Raw genomic sequence first — 18,469 nt, 5'->3', positions numbered from 1 at the left:
TGTCGAGCGATGGGGAAGCCTGGTGACGGACAAGGGCCGGAGTGCATGGACAGTCAGGTCCGCCGCCCGTTGGGTGGTGCGGGCAGTGCTGCCGGCCCTGATCGTACTGGCCGGGGGGCTTGCTGGGGCCGCGCCGGCGCATGCCGAGCCCTTGCGCGCGGATGTCCGCGCGGCGCAGCAGGACGGGTATGGCCGTCTGGTGCTGACCTTCCAGGATCGCACGCTGCTGCCCGAATATGACGCGCTGGTCGCCAACGGAGTGTTGCGCATCCGGTTTCGCGACGAGGTGCGCACCTCCGTCGATCATGTGCCGGTCAAGCTGCCGGGGTTCATCTCCATCGCGCGCCGCGACCCGGATGGGTCGGCCCTGCGCTTCGCCCTGACCGGCGATCATCGTATCAACACGATGGAGGCAGGTGAGAAGCTGTTCATCGACCTGTTGCCGTCGAACTGGCAGGGCATGCCGCCGGGATTGCCCGACGATGTGGTTCGGGAACTGGCGCGGCGCGCCGAGGCGGCCATCCGCCGGGCGCGGGCGTTGGAGCAGGGCCGTCTGCGCGGGCAGGTCGAGCCGAGGGTGGATCTGCGCATCGGCACGCATCCCACCTTCACCCGGCTCGCCTTCGAATGGAACCTTGCCTTCGATTCCGCCTTTGTCCGGGAAGGCGATCTGGTCAAGGTGACGTTCAATCATCCGGTTGACCTGGATCTCGGGCAGTTGCGCGCGCATCTGCCGCCGGGGGTCGTCGATGCCACCGCCTTTACCGATGAGGGCAAGCTGAAGTTCCTGCTGCGGATCGAGCCGGACGTGGACATTCGCGCGTTTCGCGAGGAGGACAGTTACATCGTCGACGTGACCCCGCGCTCGATGGAGGTGGATCCGGTCAACGCGGCGATTGATGAAGCGCTGAGCGCGGACGAGGAGACACCCGCGAAGGCGCGCGAGTTGGTTCTGGCGCCGGCCGATCCGGAGGCGAAGGAAGCGGTGGCTGCGCGCGCCGAGGCCGAGCCGGCCCCGGAGGAGGAGATGCCCAAGGTGTCGCCGGCCCCGCGCGAGAGGGTGACCGGTGCACCGTTGCCGGCCGCCAGGCCAGCCGCCGCCGAGGCGACTGCCGATCCGGCACCGGCCGCGGAGACATCTGCCGCGCCCGTGCCGGACGCGGCGGAGCTGGAAGAGGCGGCTGAACCGGCCGCAGCGGCTGCGCCCCCGGCTGCAAAGGCCGAAGGTTCGGTGCCCGCACCGCAGACCCCCGCACAGACAGAGGCTACCGAGCGGCCGGAGACGAAGGCGGAAGCGCCATCCTCCCGCGGCGGGCTGGTCGAATTGCCGGAGGCGATCGACCTGACCCGGGTCACGCCGGATGCGAAAGGGATCGCCGATGCGGTTGCCCTGTCGCCGGAAGCGCCGCCCGCGGGGTATGAGGACGAGGCGCGCCGGCTGGTCACGGCCGAGGCCCGGCGCATCGGCGATATCGTCCGTGTGGTCTTTCCCTTCGCCGAGCCGGTGTCCTCCGCCGTCTTTCGCCGTCACCGCAGCCTGTGGATGGTGCTCGACACCGCAGATCCGATCGATGTGCGCGGAATGCGCTCGGTGCTGGACGATATGGTCGACGCGGTCGAGGTGACCGAGATGCCCGATTGGCAGGTCATTCGCGTCGACCTTGGCGAGAACGCGCTGGCGACTGTCGGTGTCGATGGCAGCGCCTGGGTGATGACCATCGGCAATACGATCCTGGAGCCGTCCCGGCCCTTGTCGCTGGAACGGAACGTGCGCGGCGATGGCGGGACCGTGATCCGGGTGCCGTTCCATGACCCCCGAAACCTGCGGGAGATCGAGGACCCCTTCGTCGGCGACACGGTGTCGGTGGTCACCGGCTTCGGGCCCGCGCGAGGCTTGCTGAAGCCGCAGCACTTCGCCGAGTTCGATGCGCTGATGTCGGCCCATGGGGTTGCCATCCTGCCGCGGACCGACGATCTCGACGTGAAGATCGACGGCGATGCGGTGATGGTGGAGCGCCCTCGCGGCCTGTCGATCTCCAACGGTCAGTTGAACGACGGCTCGCGCGTGTTGAAGGCGGTCGCCGATCCGGCTGTTCCGGGACAGATCGACCTCGGCAACCTGATGACCAGCACGACCGAGGACTTTCTCGACAAGATCAAGGCGCTGGAGTTTCGCAGCGCGAATACGCCTCCGGAGGACCGGCTGGGGCCGCGCATGGACCTGTCGCGCTTTTATCTGGCGCATGGGTTCGCGCACGAGGCGCTTGGCCTGATGCGGCTTGCCGCCGATGAAGATCCGGCATTGGTCCGGGACCCGAGCTTCAATCTGTTGATGGGGGCGGCGCAGTCGCTGGCGGTGCGCCCGAAGGAGGCGCAAGCCTATCTGGAGCGCCCGGGGCTGGAAAACAACGCCGACGCGGCGGTCTGGAAGACGATCAATCTGACGCGCCTTCGCGACTGGACCGGGGCGAAGGGGGCTCAGCCGCGCGGGCAGGCGGTGATCGGCAACTATCCATTGCTGGTGCAGACCGAATTCAATCTCGCCGCCGCCGAGAGCCTTGTCGAGATCAACGATTTCGGTCGGGCCGCCGCCGTGCTGGCGGAGATCGACCCGAGCCAGGTGAGCAACGCGCAGGCCGGGCGCTACGACATTCTGCGCGGCCGGATCGCCGATGCCTCGGGCCGGTCGCGCGAGGCGCTGACCGCCTTCGACATCGTTGCCCGCTCCGACGAACGACCGCTGGCGGCGGAGGCGACCTATCGCGCGCTGCGGATCCGGCACCGGGACGGAGACATCGCGACCGAGGAGGCGGCCAACCGTCTTGCCGGGTTGGCGACCTCATGGCGCGGTGACGAGATCGAGTTGAAGGCGCTGCGCTTTCTTGCTCAGCTTCGGGTTCAGGCCGGGAATTACCGTCAGGCGTTCGAGGCGATGACTTCGGCGCTGCAGGCAAACAGCGATGCGGAGACCGCACGCCTGCTACAGGACGAAATGGGGGCGGTCTTCGCCGAGCTTTTCCTGGACGGCGGCGCCGATGCGATGCCGCCGGTCAAGGCGCTGGCGCTGTTCTACGATTTCCGCGAAATGATGCCGATTGGCCGGCGCGGGGATGAGATGGTGCGGCGGCTCGCCAACCGTCTGGTGGCGATGGACCTCCTGGACCAGGCGGCGGAACTCCTGAAGCATCAGGTCGACCACCGGCTGAAGGGGGCGGCCCGGGCGCAGATCGCCGCCGATCTGGGTGTGGTCTATCTGATGGACCGCAAGCCGGAGGAAGCCCTTCGCGTTCTCAGCCAGACCCGGCAGGCCAAGCTTCCCCGGGAGTTGGAGCGCCAGCGCAACATGGTGGAGGCGCGGGCGCTGACCGAAAGCGGGCGTCCGGATCTGGCGCTGGAGATCGTGCGCAACATGCGCGGTGAGGATGTGGAGCGGCTCAGGGCGGACACCTTGTGGGCCGCCCATAGCTGGCGTGAGGCGGGCGAGCAACTGGAAGGCATCGTCGGCGGGCGCTGGTCCGATCCGATCCCGCTGGCCGACCAGGAACGGGCGGATATTCTCAAGGCGGCGATTGCCTATTCCCTTGCGGACGATGCCTTCAGCCTCAGTCGGCTGAAGTCGAAATTCGCCACCAAGATGAGCGACAGCCCGGAGGCGGATGCCTTTGACATCGTCACCCGGCAGGCCGGCGATCGCGGCGTGGAGTTCATGTCGGTGGTCGACCGGCTGGAGGCGATCGACTCCCTCGATATCTTCCTGTCGGAATATCAGCGCAAGTATCTGAGGCCGCGGAACGCCGAGGTGCCGATTGCCGGCTCAGGCGAGGTGTCGCCTTCGGCGCGCGCGGTGCGGCAAGCGGTGCCCAATGATCTGGAGCCGACACAGGTGGCGAGCAAGCCAGCAGGGTGAGCCGGCGCCTCAGGCGCCGACGAAACTTTTCACCAGGCTGCCGGCGATCAGGTTCCAGCCATCCACCAGCACGAAGAAGATCAGCTTGAACGGCAGCGAGATCACCACCGGCGGCAGCATCATCATGCCCATGGACATGAGCACCGAGGCGATCACCAGGTCGATGATCAGGAACGGCAGGTAAAGCAGAAAGCCGATTTCAAAGGCCCGGCGCAACTCGCTGATCATGAAGGCGGGCACCAGAATGCGCAGGCTGAGGTCTTCCGGCCGTTCGGGCACCGGCTGGCCCGACAGCTCCACGAACAGCATCACATCCTTCTCGCGCACATTGGCACGCATGAAGCTGTGGAAGGGAATGGCGGCGCGGTCGAACGCCTCGTTCAGCTCGATGGAGCCCTCCACCAGCGGCTGCACCCCCTCGTTATAGGCGGCTTCGAAGGTCGGGGCCATGATGAAGGCGGTGAGAAACAGCGCCAGGCTGGTCATCACCGCGTTCGGCGGTGCGGTTTGCAGGCCGATCGCCGAGCGCAGCAGCGACAGCACCACCACGATCCGGGTGAAGCTGGTCACCATGACGATGATCGACGGCGCCAGGCTGAGGATGGTCAGCAGGGCGACAAGCTGAACCGCCCGTTCGGTGAGCGTGGTGCCTTCGCCGAAGCCGATGGAAATATCCTGCGCCGCCGCCGGTGACAGGGCGGCGGTCAGGACGGTGGCGGAAAGCATGGCAACCGCGGCGGTGCGCCTTAGCGGACCGCCGCGAAAGCGTGGCGTCATTTGCCTTTCGGTCCGCTGATCTCGCTGAGCAGCTTGGCCATTTCCTCCTCGATGGCGTCGATGGTGATCGCGCCATTGTCGGATTTGGCCGGTGCGTCCGGCTTGGCCTCGGACTTGGTGTCCGCCGCCTTGGCTGGCTTGTCCGCAGCCGCGTTATCGGCTGCGGGGTTGGCCGCCGGCTTCTTCTCCGCCGTCTCGTCCACCGGCGCCTTTGCGGCGGGCTTGTCCGCCTCCGGCTCCGTGGCGGTGGCGACCGGTTTGTCGCTCGCGCTTGCGGCTGCCGGTGCCGAGGGCGCCGGTGCGGCGGGGGTCTTGCGCGTCTGGGTGAACTCGCCGAGAAGCGCGTCCTCAAGCGACAGCTCCTGCTCGGCCGCCGTGGGCGCCTCGGGGGCGGCGGTGTCCGGCTTGACCGGGCTCTCAGGCTCGACCGGCTTGACCGCTGCCGGAGCAGTCTCGGGCTTGGCCGGGCTCTCGGGTTTGGTGGGGCTTTCCGGCTTGACCGCTGCGGGGGCTGCCTCAGGCTTTGCCGGGGACACCGGCTTCACCGCAACTTCCGGGGCCGCCGGGGCGGCGGGCGCTTCAGGCTTGATCGACACCTCGGGCTTAGGCGCCGGCTCTGGCTTTGCCGGCGCTTCCGGCTTGACCGCCGGGGCAGGGGCCGCAGCGGCAGCGGTATCGCCAACCGGCGGCTTCACGCTTGCCACAGGTCCCAGGCTTGCCGCCGGGCGTGCCGGGGGCGGCTCGGGCGTGCGGTCGGTGCTGTCCTTGCGTGCGGCACGATCCTCTTCGCCGAGCTGCGGGAAGGCTGTCCGCGCGGTGGCGGCGGGCCCGGAGGACGGCGGGGTGATGGTGCGGCGAACCGGCGGCTGCGGCTCTCGCCGTGCAGGTGCCGGCTGCCGGGGCGCGGGGGCCTCGGCGCGCGTGCCTGCGGACGGAGCCGGGGCCGACGGGGCAGCCGAAGTCGAAGGCGCCTGTCCGGTGGCGCTTTTCGCCAGACCGGCAACGGCGGCACCCGCGGCGGCCACCGAGGCGCCGGCGCGGCGCAGCGGCGAGGATTGCGATGCGGCAGCGTCCACCGGAGCGGTGGGCGCGGGCTCCGGACGACGGGCGGCCGGTGCGGGCTCACCGCGCTGCGGGGCAGACGGGGCTGCCGGGCGCGGCGGTTGAGGGGCTTGCGGCGGCTGAGGTGCCTGGGGGCGCTGCTGGACAGGTGCCTGGGGCTGTGCCGGGCGGCTCTGCGGCGCGGGCCGGGGGCGAGGCTGCTCCCGGGGGGGCGCCTGGGGCTCCTGCGGGGCTGGTGCCGGTGCCGGTGCCGGCTCGGCGACCGTGGGCGGCGCGACAAGGTCGGCGCCCGCTTCGAGGCCCGCGGCCACCGGTGCGGCGACAGGCGCTGCCTGCTGGCGCGGATAGCTCTGGCTGACCGGGACGCCGCGCACGATGTTGCGCTCGACGACCACATCGCTGGGACCGCCGACCAGGAGCAGGTGCTCGACATTGTCGCGGCGGATCAGCACCAGACGGCGCCGGGTATCGAGCGAGGCGGCATCCATCACCGCAACGCGCGGCTGCCGGCTGCGTCCGCCGGCCACCCGGCCGCCGGCCACCCGGCGCAAAATCCATACGAACATGGAAATCAGGGCAAGGACGATCAGGATGGCTATGAAGAACTGAATGCCTTGCGCCCAGCCTGGCTCCATGTTGAAGGTCTCTACCAGCCAATCCCTCATGCTCTTGGGCCTTTTCTCATCGACTGTCTCGCTCTTGCGACGGTTTGCTGGTCTCGCGCTGCTTCGCGCCCGCGCGTTTGTTCCAGCGGTTGTCACACATGCAAGGGGATCGTGTAAACGTCGACATGATAATGCGATATTGCCTTATCGACCATAGCCGATCCCGAAATCGCCCCCGCATGCTTTCGGTGTGATCACCGGCCAATCGTCTATCGGCCGGTTGTGCTCCGCTTCTCCATAGCCGGTTGTCTGATTCCCTCAAAGCCGGAACGCCGAAAAGGGGTGGGTAAAAAATGCCCGCCGCGCGCATTGCCTCACGCAAACTGCAAGACCCGTTGCGGCGGAACTCCGCAGTATGGCAAGGGGAAACCTTACTGGATGGTTAACCGTTAACCTGTTGTTAACCAAATGATCGGCAGGATCTGCCTAGCAGTCAAGGAGCCGGTCATGGCGATCACCGACCTTCCCGTTTTCCAGGTTTTGAAGTCGAAGATGCAGTGGCATCAGACTCGGCAGGGCGTGTTGGCCGAAAATGTCGCCAATGCGGATACGCCCGGCTACCGGGGGCAGGACCTGAAGGCGTTTTCCTTCGAGGATGCGCTCAAGGCGCGCACCACCGGGCTGGAGACCAGCCGCACCGTCGTCGGCCACATGCACGGCAGCATGCTGCGCGAGACGAGCGCGGTGAAACGGGACCCGGAGCACGGGTTCGAGATCACGCCGGACGGCAACACCGTGGCGCTCGAAGAGCAGATGATGAAGGTCACGGCAAACCAGATGGACTACCAGACCGTCTCTTCGCTCTACAGCAAGGGGCTGGGGCTGATCCGCACGGCGCTGTCGCGCAATGGATAACGGCGCGCGCGTGCCGGCTAGGAGCTGAACCGTGGATTTCACCAAGTCAATCTTCGTCGCCGCCTCGGGGCTGAAGGCCCAGACCGGGCGCATGCGGATCATCGCGGAGAACATCGCCAACGCGGATTCCACGGGGCGCACCCCCAATGAGGATCCCTACCGGCGCAAGATCCCCACCTTCGAGGCGACCCTGAACCGGGAGATCAACGCCGAGACGGTGGAGCTCGGCCCGGTGGAGATCGACCGGACCGAGTTCAAGACCCGCTACGAGCCCGGCCATCCGGCCGCCGACGAAAAGGGCTACGTGCGGCTTCCCAACGTCAACACGCTGGTGGAAATGGTCGACATGCGCGAGGCGCAGCGGTCCTACGAAGCCAACCTCAATCTCATCCAGGCGACCCGCCGGATGCTGCAGAAGACCATCGATATCCTGCGCGCCTGAACCGGGCCGAGCCGCCTTCGCGCGGCTGGCCGCGCGCTGACTTCAATCGGAGAGAACCGCCATGTCCACCCCTTCGGTCGCCGCTGGTGCCTATCGGATGGCCTCTGCCCTTGTCGACCCGAATCAGGCTAGGGAACTTGAAAAGCCGTCGACGACGAGCCCGGATTTCGCCAACATGGTCAAATCGGCGGTCGAAAACGTGGTCGAGCAGGGGCAGAAGTCGGACCAGCAGGCGCTGGCTCTGGCCCAGGGCAAGGCGAATGTGATCGACGTGGTCACCGCCGTGGCGGAAACCGAAGTGGCGATGGAAACGCTGGTCTCGGTGCGCGATCGCGTCATCTCCGCCTATCAGGAGATCATGCGGATGCCGATCTGAGGGTGATCGGCCGGGCCGCGGGCCGCAAGAGAGGCTGAACCCAGGAATGACCGGACCAGAGGTGCTCGACATCGCCCGGCAGGGGATCTGGACGCTGATCCTCATCGCCGCGCCGCCGATGGTGGTCGGTCTCCTGGTGGGCGTGGTGATCGCGCTGTTTCAGGCGCTGACCCAGATCCAGGAAATGACCCTGGTCTTCGTGCCGAAGATCCTCGCCATCTTTCTCACCCTGCTGGTGACCCTGCCCTTCATGGGGCAGGTACTCGACGCCTATACCAACCGGCTCGCCGAGCTGATCGTCGGCGGCGGCTGAGATGAATTTCACCGTTTCCCTCCTGCCGCAGGTGGCGCTTCTGTTCATGCTGCTGTTCGCTCGGGTGGGAACCATGCTGATGCTGATGCCGGCACTCGGTGAAGGTTCGATCTCGCCGCGCGTGCGCCTGGCTCTCGCCCTGCTGCTGACCCTTGCCTTCTATCCGCTGGTGACGCCGCTCTACGCGATCGACGTTGCGGGGGCGACGCCGGCGGGTATTGCCGTTCTTCTGGCCGGCGAGTTTGCCGTCGGCTTTTTCATTGGTCTCGGTGCGCGGCTGATCACCTACACCCTGTCGATCGCCGGCATGGTGATCGCCAGCCAGTCGGGCCTTGCCTTCGCCATGGCCACCGATCCGACCATGGACGGCCAGCAAGGGGCGGTGATCGGCTCGTTCCTCAGCCTGCTCGGGGTGACGCTGGTGTTCGCCTCGGATCTGCATTTTCTCGTGATCGCCGCCATGTATGACAGCTTCGAGCTGTTTCCGCCCGGTGGGCCGCTGCCGGTCGGCGATCTGGCGCAGACGGCGACCAGCCTGATTGCGGAGGTGTTCGCCATTGCCATCCGCATGTCGGCGCCGTTTCTCGTCGTCGGGCTGGTGTTCTATTTCGGTCTCGGCCTGCTCAACAAGCTGATGCCGCAGATGCAGATCTTCTTCATCGCCATGCCGCTCAACATCGCCATTGGCGGGCTCATGCTGTTCGCGCTGCTGGTGACCATGATGATGTGGTACCTGGGGCATTTCGAGACGGCGCTCGGCCGGTTCATCGCGGGGTAGCGGGCGATGGCCGAACAGAACGACGACGCCGAGAAAACAGAAGACCCGACACAAAAGAAACTCGATGATGCGCTGAAGAAGGGCGATGTCGCCAAGAGCCAGGAGGTTTCCACCTGGTTCGCCATGCTGGGCACCGGCATGGTGGTGGCAATGCTGGCGCCCTCGACCGCCGACAGTCTCAGCACCGCCTTGCGCGGCTATCTGGTCAATGCCCATCAGATCCCGATGGATGGCACGGCGCTGCACGGGCTGTGGCAGGCGACCGGCCTGAAGGTCGCCGCCATCCTGGCACTGCCGCTTCTGTTACTCTTGGCGATGGCGCTGGTCGGCAACATGATCCAGCACAATCTGGTCTGGTCGGCCGAGCGGATGAAGCCGAAGCTCAACAAGATCTCGCCGCTGGCGGGCTTCAAGCGGCTGTTCTCCGCCGAAAGCCTCGTCAACTTCCTGAAGGGGCTGGTGAAGATCGCGGTGGTGAGCGGGCTGATGGTGGCGGTTCTCTGGCCGCAGCGCGACACCATTGACACGATGATCTTCCGTGAAACCGGGGTGCTGCTGGAAGAGGTGCACATTCTGGTGCTGCAGCTGATCGCGGCGATCCTGGCCGTGATGACCATCGTTGCCGCGGCCGATTATGTCTGGCAGCGCCAGCGCTGGCACGAAAAGCAGAAGATGACCCAGCGCGAGGTGCGCGAGGAGTACAAGCAGACCGAGGGTGATCCGCTGGTCAAGGGCAAGATCCGGCAATTGCGGATGGAGCGCTCGCGCAAGCGGATGATGGCGGCGGTGCCCGATGCCACCGTGGTGATCACCAACCCGACCCACTATGCCGTGGCCCTGAAATACGAGCAGGGGATGGGGGCGCCGGTCTGTCTTGCCAAGGGCACGGACCAGATCGCGCTGAAGATCCGCGAGGTCGCCCGTAATCACTCCATTCCGGTGGTGGAGAACCCGCCGCTGGCCCGGGCGCTGCACGCGACCATCGATATCGATCAGGAAGTTCCCGAGGAACACTACCGCGCGGTGGCGGAAGTCATCGGATTCGTTTATCGAATGCGAGAACGGGGATCCTGGCGCGGATAAGGACAGAATGTGTTCGTTTTACCGCCGCCGCAGGGTCACCCATGTTGAAATGCGCAAGGTGGCGCGAAATGCTTGAAACGCGCCGTCACGGCGAATCGGATAAGGTGAGCGGAAGGGAGCCCGGCGGCTCCGTGCCCGCAGGGTTGCAGATGAACGAGATGGACTCAAGTTCCCGATCCCCCATGGTGGATCGTCCCGAGCGTGGCGGCAATATCGGCTTGTTGATCCTGCTTACGGTGGTCCTCGTCGCGACCGCGGCGGCCTTTGCCATGATGACGCGGGACCAGGCCGAACCCTACGTGCTGGCGCTGCTGGGCATTCTGGCGGTGATCGGCGTGTTCTCTCTGTTCGCCACTGCCATGGGGCTGTTGCGCTTTTCCATGCGCGCGCCGGTCAGCCCGGTGCCGACCGCTTTTCTGGATACCTTCGACGAAGGGGTCGTGGTCACCGAGAAGGACGGGCGCATCATCTATGCGAACGCGGCCTATTCGGCGCTGGTGCGGGCGGATGCGGACAGCGAGGTGCGCAGCGTCGAACGGGTGTTTTCCGCCGATCCGAATGCCACCGACGCGATCTTCCATCTGGCCCGTGCGGCGGAGACCCAGCGCGCCGGCGAGGAGGAAATCCGGCTGTCGCACCCTTTGGGACAGAACGACGGCGATCCGTGCTGGTACCGGGTGCGGGTGCGGCCGCTGAGCCTGCCGGCCAGCGATGGGCGCGGCGCGGCGCGGGACTGCACCATCTGGCAGGTCGCCGACATCAGCGGCGAACGGACCGAGCAGGAAACGTCTTTCCAGGAATTGCAGCGGGTCATCAACTTCCTCGACCATGCGCCGGCCGGGTTCTTCTCCTGCGATGGGGCCGGGCGGCTCGTCTATCTCAATGCGACCTTGGCCGACTGGCTCGGTTATGACCTGGTGCGGTTCAAGGCCGGGTCGGTCGCCCTGTCCGATTTCATTCGCGGCGACGGGGCGGAGTTGCTCCGCTCGCTGCAGGGGCGCGCCGGCGAGGTCAAGAGCGAGACCTTCGATCTCGATCTGGTGGCCCGCAATGGTCGCAGCATTCCGGTGCGGATCCTGCACCGGGTGCCGTTCGGCGGCGACGGGGAGGCCGGCGAGAGCCGGACCATCGTGCTCAACCGTTCGCGGGGCGAGGATGCCGCCGAGGCGCTGCGTTCCTCCGAGGTCCGCTTCGCCCGGTTCTTCAACAACACGCCGATTGCCATTGCCTCGATCGATCGCGATGGCGGCATCAGCAAGACCAACGCGCCGTTCCTGCGCCTGTTCGGCGCCGGCGATGGCAGCGGTGCAACGCCGAAGCTGATCGATTTCGTCGCCGAGGGTTCGCGTCCGGCGCTCACCGAGGCGCTGGCCAGCGCCGCTGACGGCCAGAGCGAGATCCCGCCGGTCGATGTGCGGCTCGACGACCGTGAGGAGGGGCGCTCGGCGACCGTCTATGTCTCGGCGGTGCGCGATGGCGAGGACGATGGCGACGCGGCCATTGTCTACGTGCTGGAGACGACGGCGCAGCGGGTGCTGGAGGCGCAGTTCGCGCAAGGCCAGAAGATGCAGGCGATCGGCCAGCTTGCCGGCGGCGTCGCCCATGACTTCAACAACGTGCTGACGGCGATCATCGGCTTTTCCGATCTGCTACTGGCCAGCCACCGTCCGAGCGATCCCTCGTTCCAGGACATCATGAACATCAAGCAGAACGCCAACCGGGCGGCGGGGCTGGTGCGCCAGTTGCTCGCCTTCTCGCGCCGGCAGACCCTGCGGCCGAAGGAACTGGCGCTGAACGATGTGCTCGCCGACCTGTCGATTCTGCTCGACCGGCTGCTGGGCGAAAAGGTGGAACTGAGCGTGGTGCATGGCCGGGATCTGTGGCCGGTGATGGCCGATCTCAACCAGCTCGAACAGGTGATCGTCAATCTGGCGGTGAATGCGCGCGATGCCATGCCCGAGGGCGGGCGGCTGACCATCCGCACGACCAATGTCTCGGAGGAGAAATCCCGCGGCTACGACAATGCACGGGGCATGCCGGCTGGCGAGTATGTGCTGGTGGAAGTGGTCGACACCGGCCATGGCATGGCGCCGGAGGTGATGGAGAAGATCTTCGAGCCGTTCTTCTCCACCAAGGAAGTGGGCAAGGGCACCGGCCTTGGCCTGTCCACGGTCTATGGCATCGTCAAACAGACCGGCGGTTTCATCTTCTGCACCAGCGAGCCGGAGGTCGGCACCACCTTCCGCATCTTCCTGCCGCGGCATGTGCGCGAGGAAAACGATCAGGTCGAGGCCAAGCCGGCGGAACAGCAGCAGCTTGCCGATCTCACCGGCTCGGCGACGATCCTCCTTGTGGAGGACGAGGAAGCGGTGCGGGCGTTTGCCGCCCGGGCGCTGAGTTCGCGCGGTTACACGGTGCATGAGGCGGGCAGCGGCGCCGAGGCGCTTGAGGTGATGGAAGAGACCGACGGCCAGATCGATCTGGTGGTCTCGGACGTGGTGATGCCGGAAATGGACGGCCCGTCGCTCCTGCGCGAATTGCGCAAGACCCAGCCGGAACTGAAGATCATCTTCGTGTCGGGCTATGCGGAGGACGCGTTCGAGAAGAACCTGCCGGAGAACGAGAAGTTCTCGTTCCTGCCCAAGCCCTTCACGCTGAAGCAGCTGGCAACGGTGGTGAAGGACGTGCTGGCGAGCTGATCGCCGGCCGTGCCTTCACCCCAAACCGGCGTAGTAGGCCGTGTAGAAAACGATCCAGAAAGCGGCGAGCAGCACGCGCCGCGTCCATAGGGATAGGCCCGCCAGCAGTGTTGCGAAAACCAGCCAGCTTGCCAGGCAGGAGAGTGTGAAGCGCAGCAGGCGGGCGGGCAGGCTGGCGAGCAGAAAGAGCGCCAGCGGCGTTTCCGACCGTGCCGCCTCGACCGCGAAGGTCTTGTAGGGCACGCCGGTGAGCGATCCCGTGACAAGGCCCGGGAGAAGTCCGCTGTCCAGGAGGACGCTGGCGCGGGCAATCAGCTCGGGAAAAACCCCCGGGACCTTGAGCAGGAACGCATCGGCCGCGTCAGGATGGGAGAGCGCGAGCGTGTAGAGCACTGCGCCGCCGGTGCAGGCGCCAACCACGGTCCACAGGCTTGCCACAAGTGCGCGGCGGAGCGAGGTCTGGGCCAGGAAGCTCAGAAGCACATCCGGAACGGTGAACAGGACGGTCGCCTCGGCGAAGCCCCACAGGGCCGCCGCGAGAAAGGCGAGCCTATTCCCAGGGGGCGAAGGTCTTTTCACGGGACAGGGTCTCGAAGGCGGCGTTCAGTTGCGTCATGAAGTCCGGCCGGCTGCCCGGCCAGTGGATCGGGGCGCCGACGAAGATATCGCAGAAGAACGGCACCAGCAGGAAGGAGCCCTTCGGCAGCGCCTTGCCCAGTCCATGGGTGAAGACCGGGACCACCGGGACCTCGGGCGCTTTGGCCGCCAGGAAGGCCACGCCCTTTTTCAGCGTGGCCATCTCCTCCGGCTGCCCGCGCGTGCCTTCGGGAAAGAGGATCAGGATCTCGCCGCGCTCCAGCGCCTCATGGCAGGGGGCGAGCGGGTCGCGGCTGCGGGCCGCGCCGCTGCGGTCGATGGGAATGATGCCGAGAATGCGAGTGGAAAACCAGGCGAGCCAGCGGGTACGCATGAAATAGTCGGCGGCGGCGACCGGGCGCACCCGGGCAATCTTTGACAGCGGCATCAGGCACATCAGCACCAGCGTGTCGAGGTGGCTGTTGTGGTTGGCGACGATGATCGCCGGCCCGTCCTTCGGCAACAGCTCCCGCCGGCGAATGTTGAGGCCAAGCAGCAGGGTGACGGCGAGACGCACCGCCAGGAAGAAGAGGTACTGCAGACAGCGGGTCATCCGGAGGCCAGCTCAGGTGTAGAAATAGCGGGTGAAGTGGAAGAACAGCGGAGCGGTGAAGGTCAGGCTGTCGATCCGGTCCATGATGCCGCCATGGCCGGGGATCAGCGCGCCGGTGTCCTTGACGCCGAGGTCGCGCTTGACCGCCGAGACGGTGACATCGCCGATGAAGCCGGCGGCGGCGATCAGCGCACCGGCGATGGCCGCATGCAAGAGGCTGAAGGGGGTGACCAGTGGCGCCACCAGCACGGCAAGCAGGGTGGTGGTCGCCAGACCGCCGAGAAAGCCTTCCCAGGTCTTTTTCGGACTGACCACGGGAACGATCTTGTGCCGGCCGAACAGCTTGCCCCAGGTGTATTGCGCCACGTCGTTGAACTGGGTGAGGAACACCAGGAACAGCAGAAGCCCCGCGCCGCTGGCGCTGCCTTCCGCCGCGCCGGGCAGTGGCAGCACCAGGAGGAAGGCCGCGTGGCTGATGGCGAAGACGCAGAGCATCAGGCCCCAGTTGAGGGTGCCCACCGCCTTGAGAAAGCCGTCGGTCTGCTGCGACAGCAGCATGGCGAAGGGCAGGAACAGGAACATGTAGACCGGGATGAACACGGTGAACATGCCGTACCAGCCATCGGCGACCCAGTAGTATTGCAAGGGAATCGCCATATAGGCCCAGAACAGCACCCGACGGTCGGCGCGCCGGGTCGGGATCATGGAGAAATACTCCTTCAGCGCCAGGAAACTGACCAGCGCGAAGACGATGATCGACAGGGTGCGGCTGAGCAGGAAGGCGGCGGTGAAGATGGCGATCATCCCCCACCAGCTCTGGGTCCGCTGCACCAGCTCCGAATAGTCCTTGTCCGGACGGCTGCGGGCAAGCGCCCAGACCAGCAGGCTGGCGGCGATCAACAGGCCCCAGATGCCGAGCAGCGCCAGATGCAGCGGCTGAAGAGCGGTCATCATTTCGCTCATGATGTAGCCACCTCGCGCAGGGCCATGCGGGCCCGGTTGAGCACCGTCACGGCCGCAAGCACCAGGGTTAGCGCGAGAATGACGTTGAGCACCGTGGCACTGCCAAGGCCAAAGCCGATAAGAACGCCGAGGGTGCCGAAGACCACCGCACGGTCGCTCTTGCCCATCGGCCCGTCATAGCGCCGGCTGGCGCCGATCTGCACGCCGATCACCCCGGTCATCTCGCCGATCACCGCCAGCAGGCAAATACCGATCACCAGCGCGGGCGAGGCGCCGGCCAGCAGGGCGAAGGGCAGGTAGAGGCAGAGATCGGAGACCACGTCGCCCAGTTCGTTGAGCACGGCGCCGAGGGCGGAGCGCATGTCATGCTCGCGCGCCAGCATGCCGTCGATGGCGTTCAGCGCCATGCGCAGGAACAGGATCACCGGCAAGAGCAGAAACGGCCAGCCGGCCTCGGGCCACAGGGTGAGGGCACCTCCGCCGAGGGCGCTGAGGACAATGGCCGACACGGTGACCTGATTGGCGGTGATGCCGCGTCCGGCCATCCATCCGACCAGCGGGCGCAGCAGATCCTGAAAGCGGCTCTTGAGTTGATAGATCGAGGCCATCTGAAATGGGGTATCCGAAAAAGAAGCGGTCCGGCCGATGGTGGCCGAACCGCTTGTCTGGGGCAATCGGGGGAGGCGGGCGAGGTACGGCCGGCCCGCCGTGACGGGATCAGAGGCAGGTCGCGGCGCTTTCGGCCTTGGCCTTCAGCCCCACGAGGCTGTCCCGGTTGTTGTACTGCGGCTGGGTGAGGCTGAAGACCTGCTCCAGCGCGGTGCCGGCGTTGTTGATGACGAACACGTCCTGCACCACCAGGGTCTTGCAGGCCTCGCCCTGGAAGCGCACGCGGATGCGGAACTTGCGCACACCGTTGTTGGAGGGGCCGAACTCCTTGTCCAGCGCCGGGATCGGATCGCTCACCGTACGCTCCAGCACCACCATATTGGGCTGGTTCTGGGCAATCGGCGTGCCGCGCTGGGTGGCATTGGCAACAATGGTCTGGCGCACCACATCCGGATTGGCCCGGACCGTGATGGACTGGGCACCGGCGGGCACGGTCAGCACCGCCTGTTGCGGTGTCACAGGGGCCGGAGCCCGGCGACCCGACTGGCAGGCGGCGAGGGCAAGCGCGGCGGCGAGCAGAACCATCAAGCGTAGCATATCGTCAATCCTTAACCGAAAACGCCGGTAGATCGGGGAGGGCGTCCAGGCGTTGCGGCCCTGTCCGCCAGAGGGCGTGTCATGTTGTCGGCGCGAGGTTAACAAACCTTGCGTGCGGGCGCATCCGTATCCTTGGAGCGCGCCGACGACAAGGCGCGAGGTTACAACCTGGCTGTATCGAAGCCTTCCATCCACGGCAGGTCCGTTGGCCCCGGGTCGATTCCGAGCTGCGACAACAGCGTGGTGACCTGTCCCCGGTGGTGGGTCTGGTGGTTGAACAGATGGGTGACCAGCAGCCAGCAAGGCCGTGTCCGGGAGATGCCATCAAGGCCGCTGGTCCAGGTGAGGTCCCCGGCAAGCCAGTCCCTGGTGAGCCCCTTGGCGAAGGCGAGAATATCGGCGTCCATCTCCGCCCGCGCCGCGCGCAATGCGTCGAAATCGGCGTAGAGCTCGGTGCCGATCGGCACAACCTGATAGCTGCGGCCGGTGAAACGCCCCATCCACACGCGGTCGCCGAGCAGGATGTGATCGAGCGTGGCGTGGATCGAGCCAAAGAACGCGCCCCGGTCGGCCTTGCGGGCGTCGTCGCCAAGGTCCGCGCACAGGGCGTAGAGCCGTTCGTTCATCCAGCGATTGTACAGCGCCATGGCCCGGATGCCGCGCAGATCCGTCATCATGTCGTCTCTCATTGCCGTCCTCGCAGCGTCAGAACCTGTCGCCGGTCTCAAAGCCGCCGCCACCGAAACTGTCGCCGCTGTCGAAGCCGCCACCACCGAAGCCGCCATCGGACCCGCCGCCAGGGAAAGTGCCGCCCATGGAGCCGGGCAGGCCGACGCCGCCGGGAAAGCCGATGGCGCCACCGCGCCGCCTGCGCCGCCGATGGGACTTTTCCGTGCGCGCCCAGTAGTCGGCGCCGGAAAGCACGCCTTTTGCCAGTTCATCGATCAGCACGCCGGCAAGATCGTTATTCTCGAAGGACGAATCCCAGTTGTCATAGTGTTTCTTGCGGAAGCGCTGGGCGACCTTGACCAGTTCCTCCCGGCGTCGGCCGATGTCGCGCAACTCCGCCTGGTCCGCCTCGATTTGCGGGCCGATGGCGCCGATCCGCTTATCGAGATCGCGCAAGCGGCGAACGATCGCTTCGTCCTTGGGCGAAGGGGTGGCCAGGGCTTCCTGCCACAAGGTGCTCAGCTCCTCTGAGCGCAGGGAGCGCAGGAGCGCTTCTTCCGCCGCCCGGAAATCCGCATCTTCACCGGCGATAAAGGGCTGTTCGCGGGTTGCCAATTCCGCCTGTTCCGTTTCGAGCGCCTCCAGCTCGGCAGCGGTTGCGGCCAGTTCCTGCTCGGCGCGTTCGACGGCGGCGGCGAGATCCTCGCCGGCAAGCTCGGCAGCGGCGCTGCGGGACATGGCGCCCAACTTCGCCTCTTCCGCCACGGCTTCCGCCTCGCGGTCGGCGGCATAGGCCTTCAGCCGTTCGGGAATCTCGCACAACATGGCGTAGTTCGGCCGGGCATCGTCGAAGCGCACCAGCCGGGCGACCCATCTGTCGAGCATCCGGATCAGACCGGTGGAACGGTAGTCCGGTGTGCCGAAGCCTCGTTGCCACAGGTATATGAACAGCCGGTCCGCCTCGTAGGCGGCGCCTTTTTCCTGACGGTCGGCGGCGGCCTGGGTGGCCTTGGCCTGGGCGGCCTCGGCGGTGGCGCGGGCGGCCTCGGCCGCCTCCTGCTGTGCGCGATAGGCCGGATCTTGGGCGAGCCTGTCATCCACCTGATCGAGGATCGCATCGAGCCGGTCGCCGGCCGCATCGCGCTCACGGGCGAGCCGCCGGCGCTTGTCGACCAGCGCGGCCATGTCGCTGTTCAGGGCGTTGCGCTGGGAGCGCAGGGCGGAAAGAGCGAGTTCCCGCTGTTCCAGCCGTGCCTTTGCCTGGGCCTCGTCGCTGTCGATGCGTCGCCCGAACATTCCGTCGCCGCCGCCGCGCAGGCGGAACCGGGCCAACTCGCGATAGGCATCGAGTTCCGCGCTGCGCAACTCGTTGATGTCGCGCATGGCCTGTTCGACACGGGCCTTGCGCTCCGCCTCCTCCTGCCGCACCTCGGCAAGCGAGCGTTCGATGGATCCCAGGGTCTGGCGTCCACTGATCATGCTGTT

The 18,469-nt window shown here is 66.5% G+C and carries 17 protein-coding genes; 8 read left to right on the top strand and 9 right to left on the bottom strand.

All coding sequences use genetic code 11. The features are described 5' to 3' along the window. Window positions 1-22 precede the first annotated feature (22 nt). Complete coding sequence (locus IEV83_RS05215) at window positions 23-3,907, top strand: tetratricopeptide repeat protein (protein WP_181758663.1); 3,885 nt, start codon at window positions 23-25, stop codon at window positions 3,905-3,907. Between the two features lie 9 nt (window positions 3,908-3,916). Here IEV83_RS05215 and fliP read toward each other — a convergent pair whose 3' ends face one another. Further along, window positions 3,917-4,684 carry a flagellar type III secretion system pore protein FliP gene (fliP, locus tag IEV83_RS05210; RefSeq protein ID WP_181758664.1) on the bottom strand — a complete coding sequence of 256 codons (768 nt, stop codon included), beginning with the start codon at window positions 4,682-4,684 and terminating at the stop codon, window positions 3,917-3,919. After that, complete coding sequence (locus IEV83_RS05205) at window positions 4,681-6,411, bottom strand: FliO/MopB family protein (RefSeq protein ID WP_181758665.1); 1,731 nt, start codon at window positions 6,409-6,411, stop codon at window positions 4,681-4,683. Before IEV83_RS05205 ends, fliP begins: the two co-directional genes overlap by 4 nt. A 447-nt stretch (window positions 6,412-6,858) precedes the next feature. Here IEV83_RS05205 and flgB point away from each other — a divergent pair, with 447 nt between their 5' ends. The 7 genes from flgB (at window position 6,859) to cckA (ending at window position 12,957) form a co-directional block, all read left to right on the top strand. Further along, window positions 6,859-7,266, top strand: a complete 408-nt coding sequence (flgB, locus tag IEV83_RS05200) for a flagellar basal body rod protein FlgB (protein WP_181758666.1) — start codon at window positions 6,859-6,861, stop codon at window positions 7,264-7,266. A 31-nt stretch (window positions 7,267-7,297) separates the two neighbouring features. Next, window positions 7,298-7,708 (top strand): flagellar basal body rod protein FlgC, encoded by a 411-nt coding sequence (gene flgC / locus IEV83_RS05195; protein WP_181758667.1) that lies wholly within the window; start codon window positions 7,298-7,300, stop codon window positions 7,706-7,708. Window positions 7,709-7,769: 61 nt separating this feature from the next. Continuing rightward, entirely contained in the window at window positions 7,770-8,084 is a 315-nt protein-coding gene (fliE, locus tag IEV83_RS05190) for a flagellar hook-basal body complex protein FliE (protein ID WP_181758668.1), read from the top strand. Window positions 8,085-8,130: 46 nt separating this feature from the next. After that, complete coding sequence (gene fliQ, locus IEV83_RS05185) at window positions 8,131-8,397, top strand: flagellar biosynthesis protein FliQ (protein ID WP_181758669.1); 267 nt, start codon at window positions 8,131-8,133, stop codon at window positions 8,395-8,397. A 1-nt stretch (window position 8,398) separates the two neighbouring features. Then, a complete protein-coding gene (gene fliR / locus IEV83_RS05180) occupies window positions 8,399-9,175 on the top strand; it encodes a flagellar biosynthetic protein FliR (protein WP_181758670.1) in 777 nt (258 codons plus the stop codon). A 6-nt stretch (window positions 9,176-9,181) separates the two neighbouring features. Further along, window positions 9,182-10,258: a flagellar biosynthesis protein FlhB gene (flhB, locus tag IEV83_RS05175; protein WP_181758671.1), complete on the top strand. Its 1,077-nt coding sequence runs from the start codon at window positions 9,182-9,184 to the stop codon at window positions 10,256-10,258. Window positions 10,259-10,407: 149 nt separating this feature from the next. Further along, on the top strand, window positions 10,408-12,957 hold the full coding sequence (gene cckA / locus IEV83_RS05170; protein WP_371873409.1) for a cell cycle histidine kinase CckA: 2,550 nt from the start codon (window positions 10,408-10,410) through the stop codon (window positions 12,955-12,957). Window positions 12,958-12,972: 15 nt separating this feature from the next. Here cckA and IEV83_RS05165 read toward each other — a convergent pair whose 3' ends face one another. The 7 genes from IEV83_RS05165 to IEV83_RS05135 all read right to left on the bottom strand — a co-directional run bounded on the left by IEV83_RS05165 (window position 12,973) and on the right by IEV83_RS05135 (window position 18,463). Further along, the gene (locus IEV83_RS05165; protein ID WP_181758673.1) at window positions 12,973-13,536 is read right to left on the bottom strand and encodes a hypothetical protein; all 564 of its coding nucleotides are present in this window, start codon (window positions 13,534-13,536) and stop codon (window positions 12,973-12,975) included. Next, complete coding sequence (locus IEV83_RS05160) at window positions 13,508-14,146, bottom strand: lysophospholipid acyltransferase family protein (protein WP_181758674.1); 639 nt, start codon at window positions 14,144-14,146, stop codon at window positions 13,508-13,510. The genes IEV83_RS05165 and IEV83_RS05160 overlap by 29 nt, the downstream gene beginning before the upstream one ends. 12 nt (window positions 14,147-14,158) lie before the next feature. Continuing rightward, window positions 14,159-15,109: a phosphatidate cytidylyltransferase gene (locus IEV83_RS05155; protein ID WP_181758675.1), complete on the bottom strand. Its 951-nt coding sequence runs from the start codon at window positions 15,107-15,109 to the stop codon at window positions 14,159-14,161. Beyond that, window positions 15,106-15,717, bottom strand: coding sequence for a CDP-alcohol phosphatidyltransferase family protein (locus IEV83_RS05150; protein ID WP_181758676.1), 612 nt, complete (start codon window positions 15,715-15,717; stop codon window positions 15,106-15,108). The genes IEV83_RS05155 and IEV83_RS05150 overlap by 4 nt, the downstream gene beginning before the upstream one ends. Window positions 15,718-15,826: 109 nt before the next feature. Further along, complete coding sequence (locus tag IEV83_RS05145) at window positions 15,827-16,315, bottom strand: hypothetical protein (RefSeq protein WP_209002981.1); 489 nt, start codon at window positions 16,313-16,315, stop codon at window positions 15,827-15,829. A gap of 161 nt (window positions 16,316-16,476) precedes the next feature. Continuing rightward, window positions 16,477-16,992 carry a DinB family protein gene (locus IEV83_RS05140; protein WP_209002980.1) on the bottom strand — a complete coding sequence of 172 codons (516 nt, stop codon included), beginning with the start codon at window positions 16,990-16,992 and terminating at the stop codon, window positions 16,477-16,479. 28 nt (window positions 16,993-17,020) lie between these two features. Beyond that, window positions 17,021-18,463 (bottom strand): coiled-coil domain-containing protein, encoded by a 1,443-nt coding sequence (locus tag IEV83_RS05135; protein ID WP_181758677.1) that lies wholly within the window; start codon window positions 18,461-18,463, stop codon window positions 17,021-17,023. Window positions 18,464-18,469 lie beyond the last annotated feature (6 nt).

Source organism: Stappia taiwanensis, assembly GCF_014635285.1.
In the GTDB taxonomy this organism is placed as follows: Bacteria; Pseudomonadota; Alphaproteobacteria; order Rhizobiales; family Stappiaceae; genus Stappia; species Stappia taiwanensis.
Note: the sequence above shows the minus strand (reverse complement) of the source record. Positions and strands in the feature narration are given on the sequence as shown.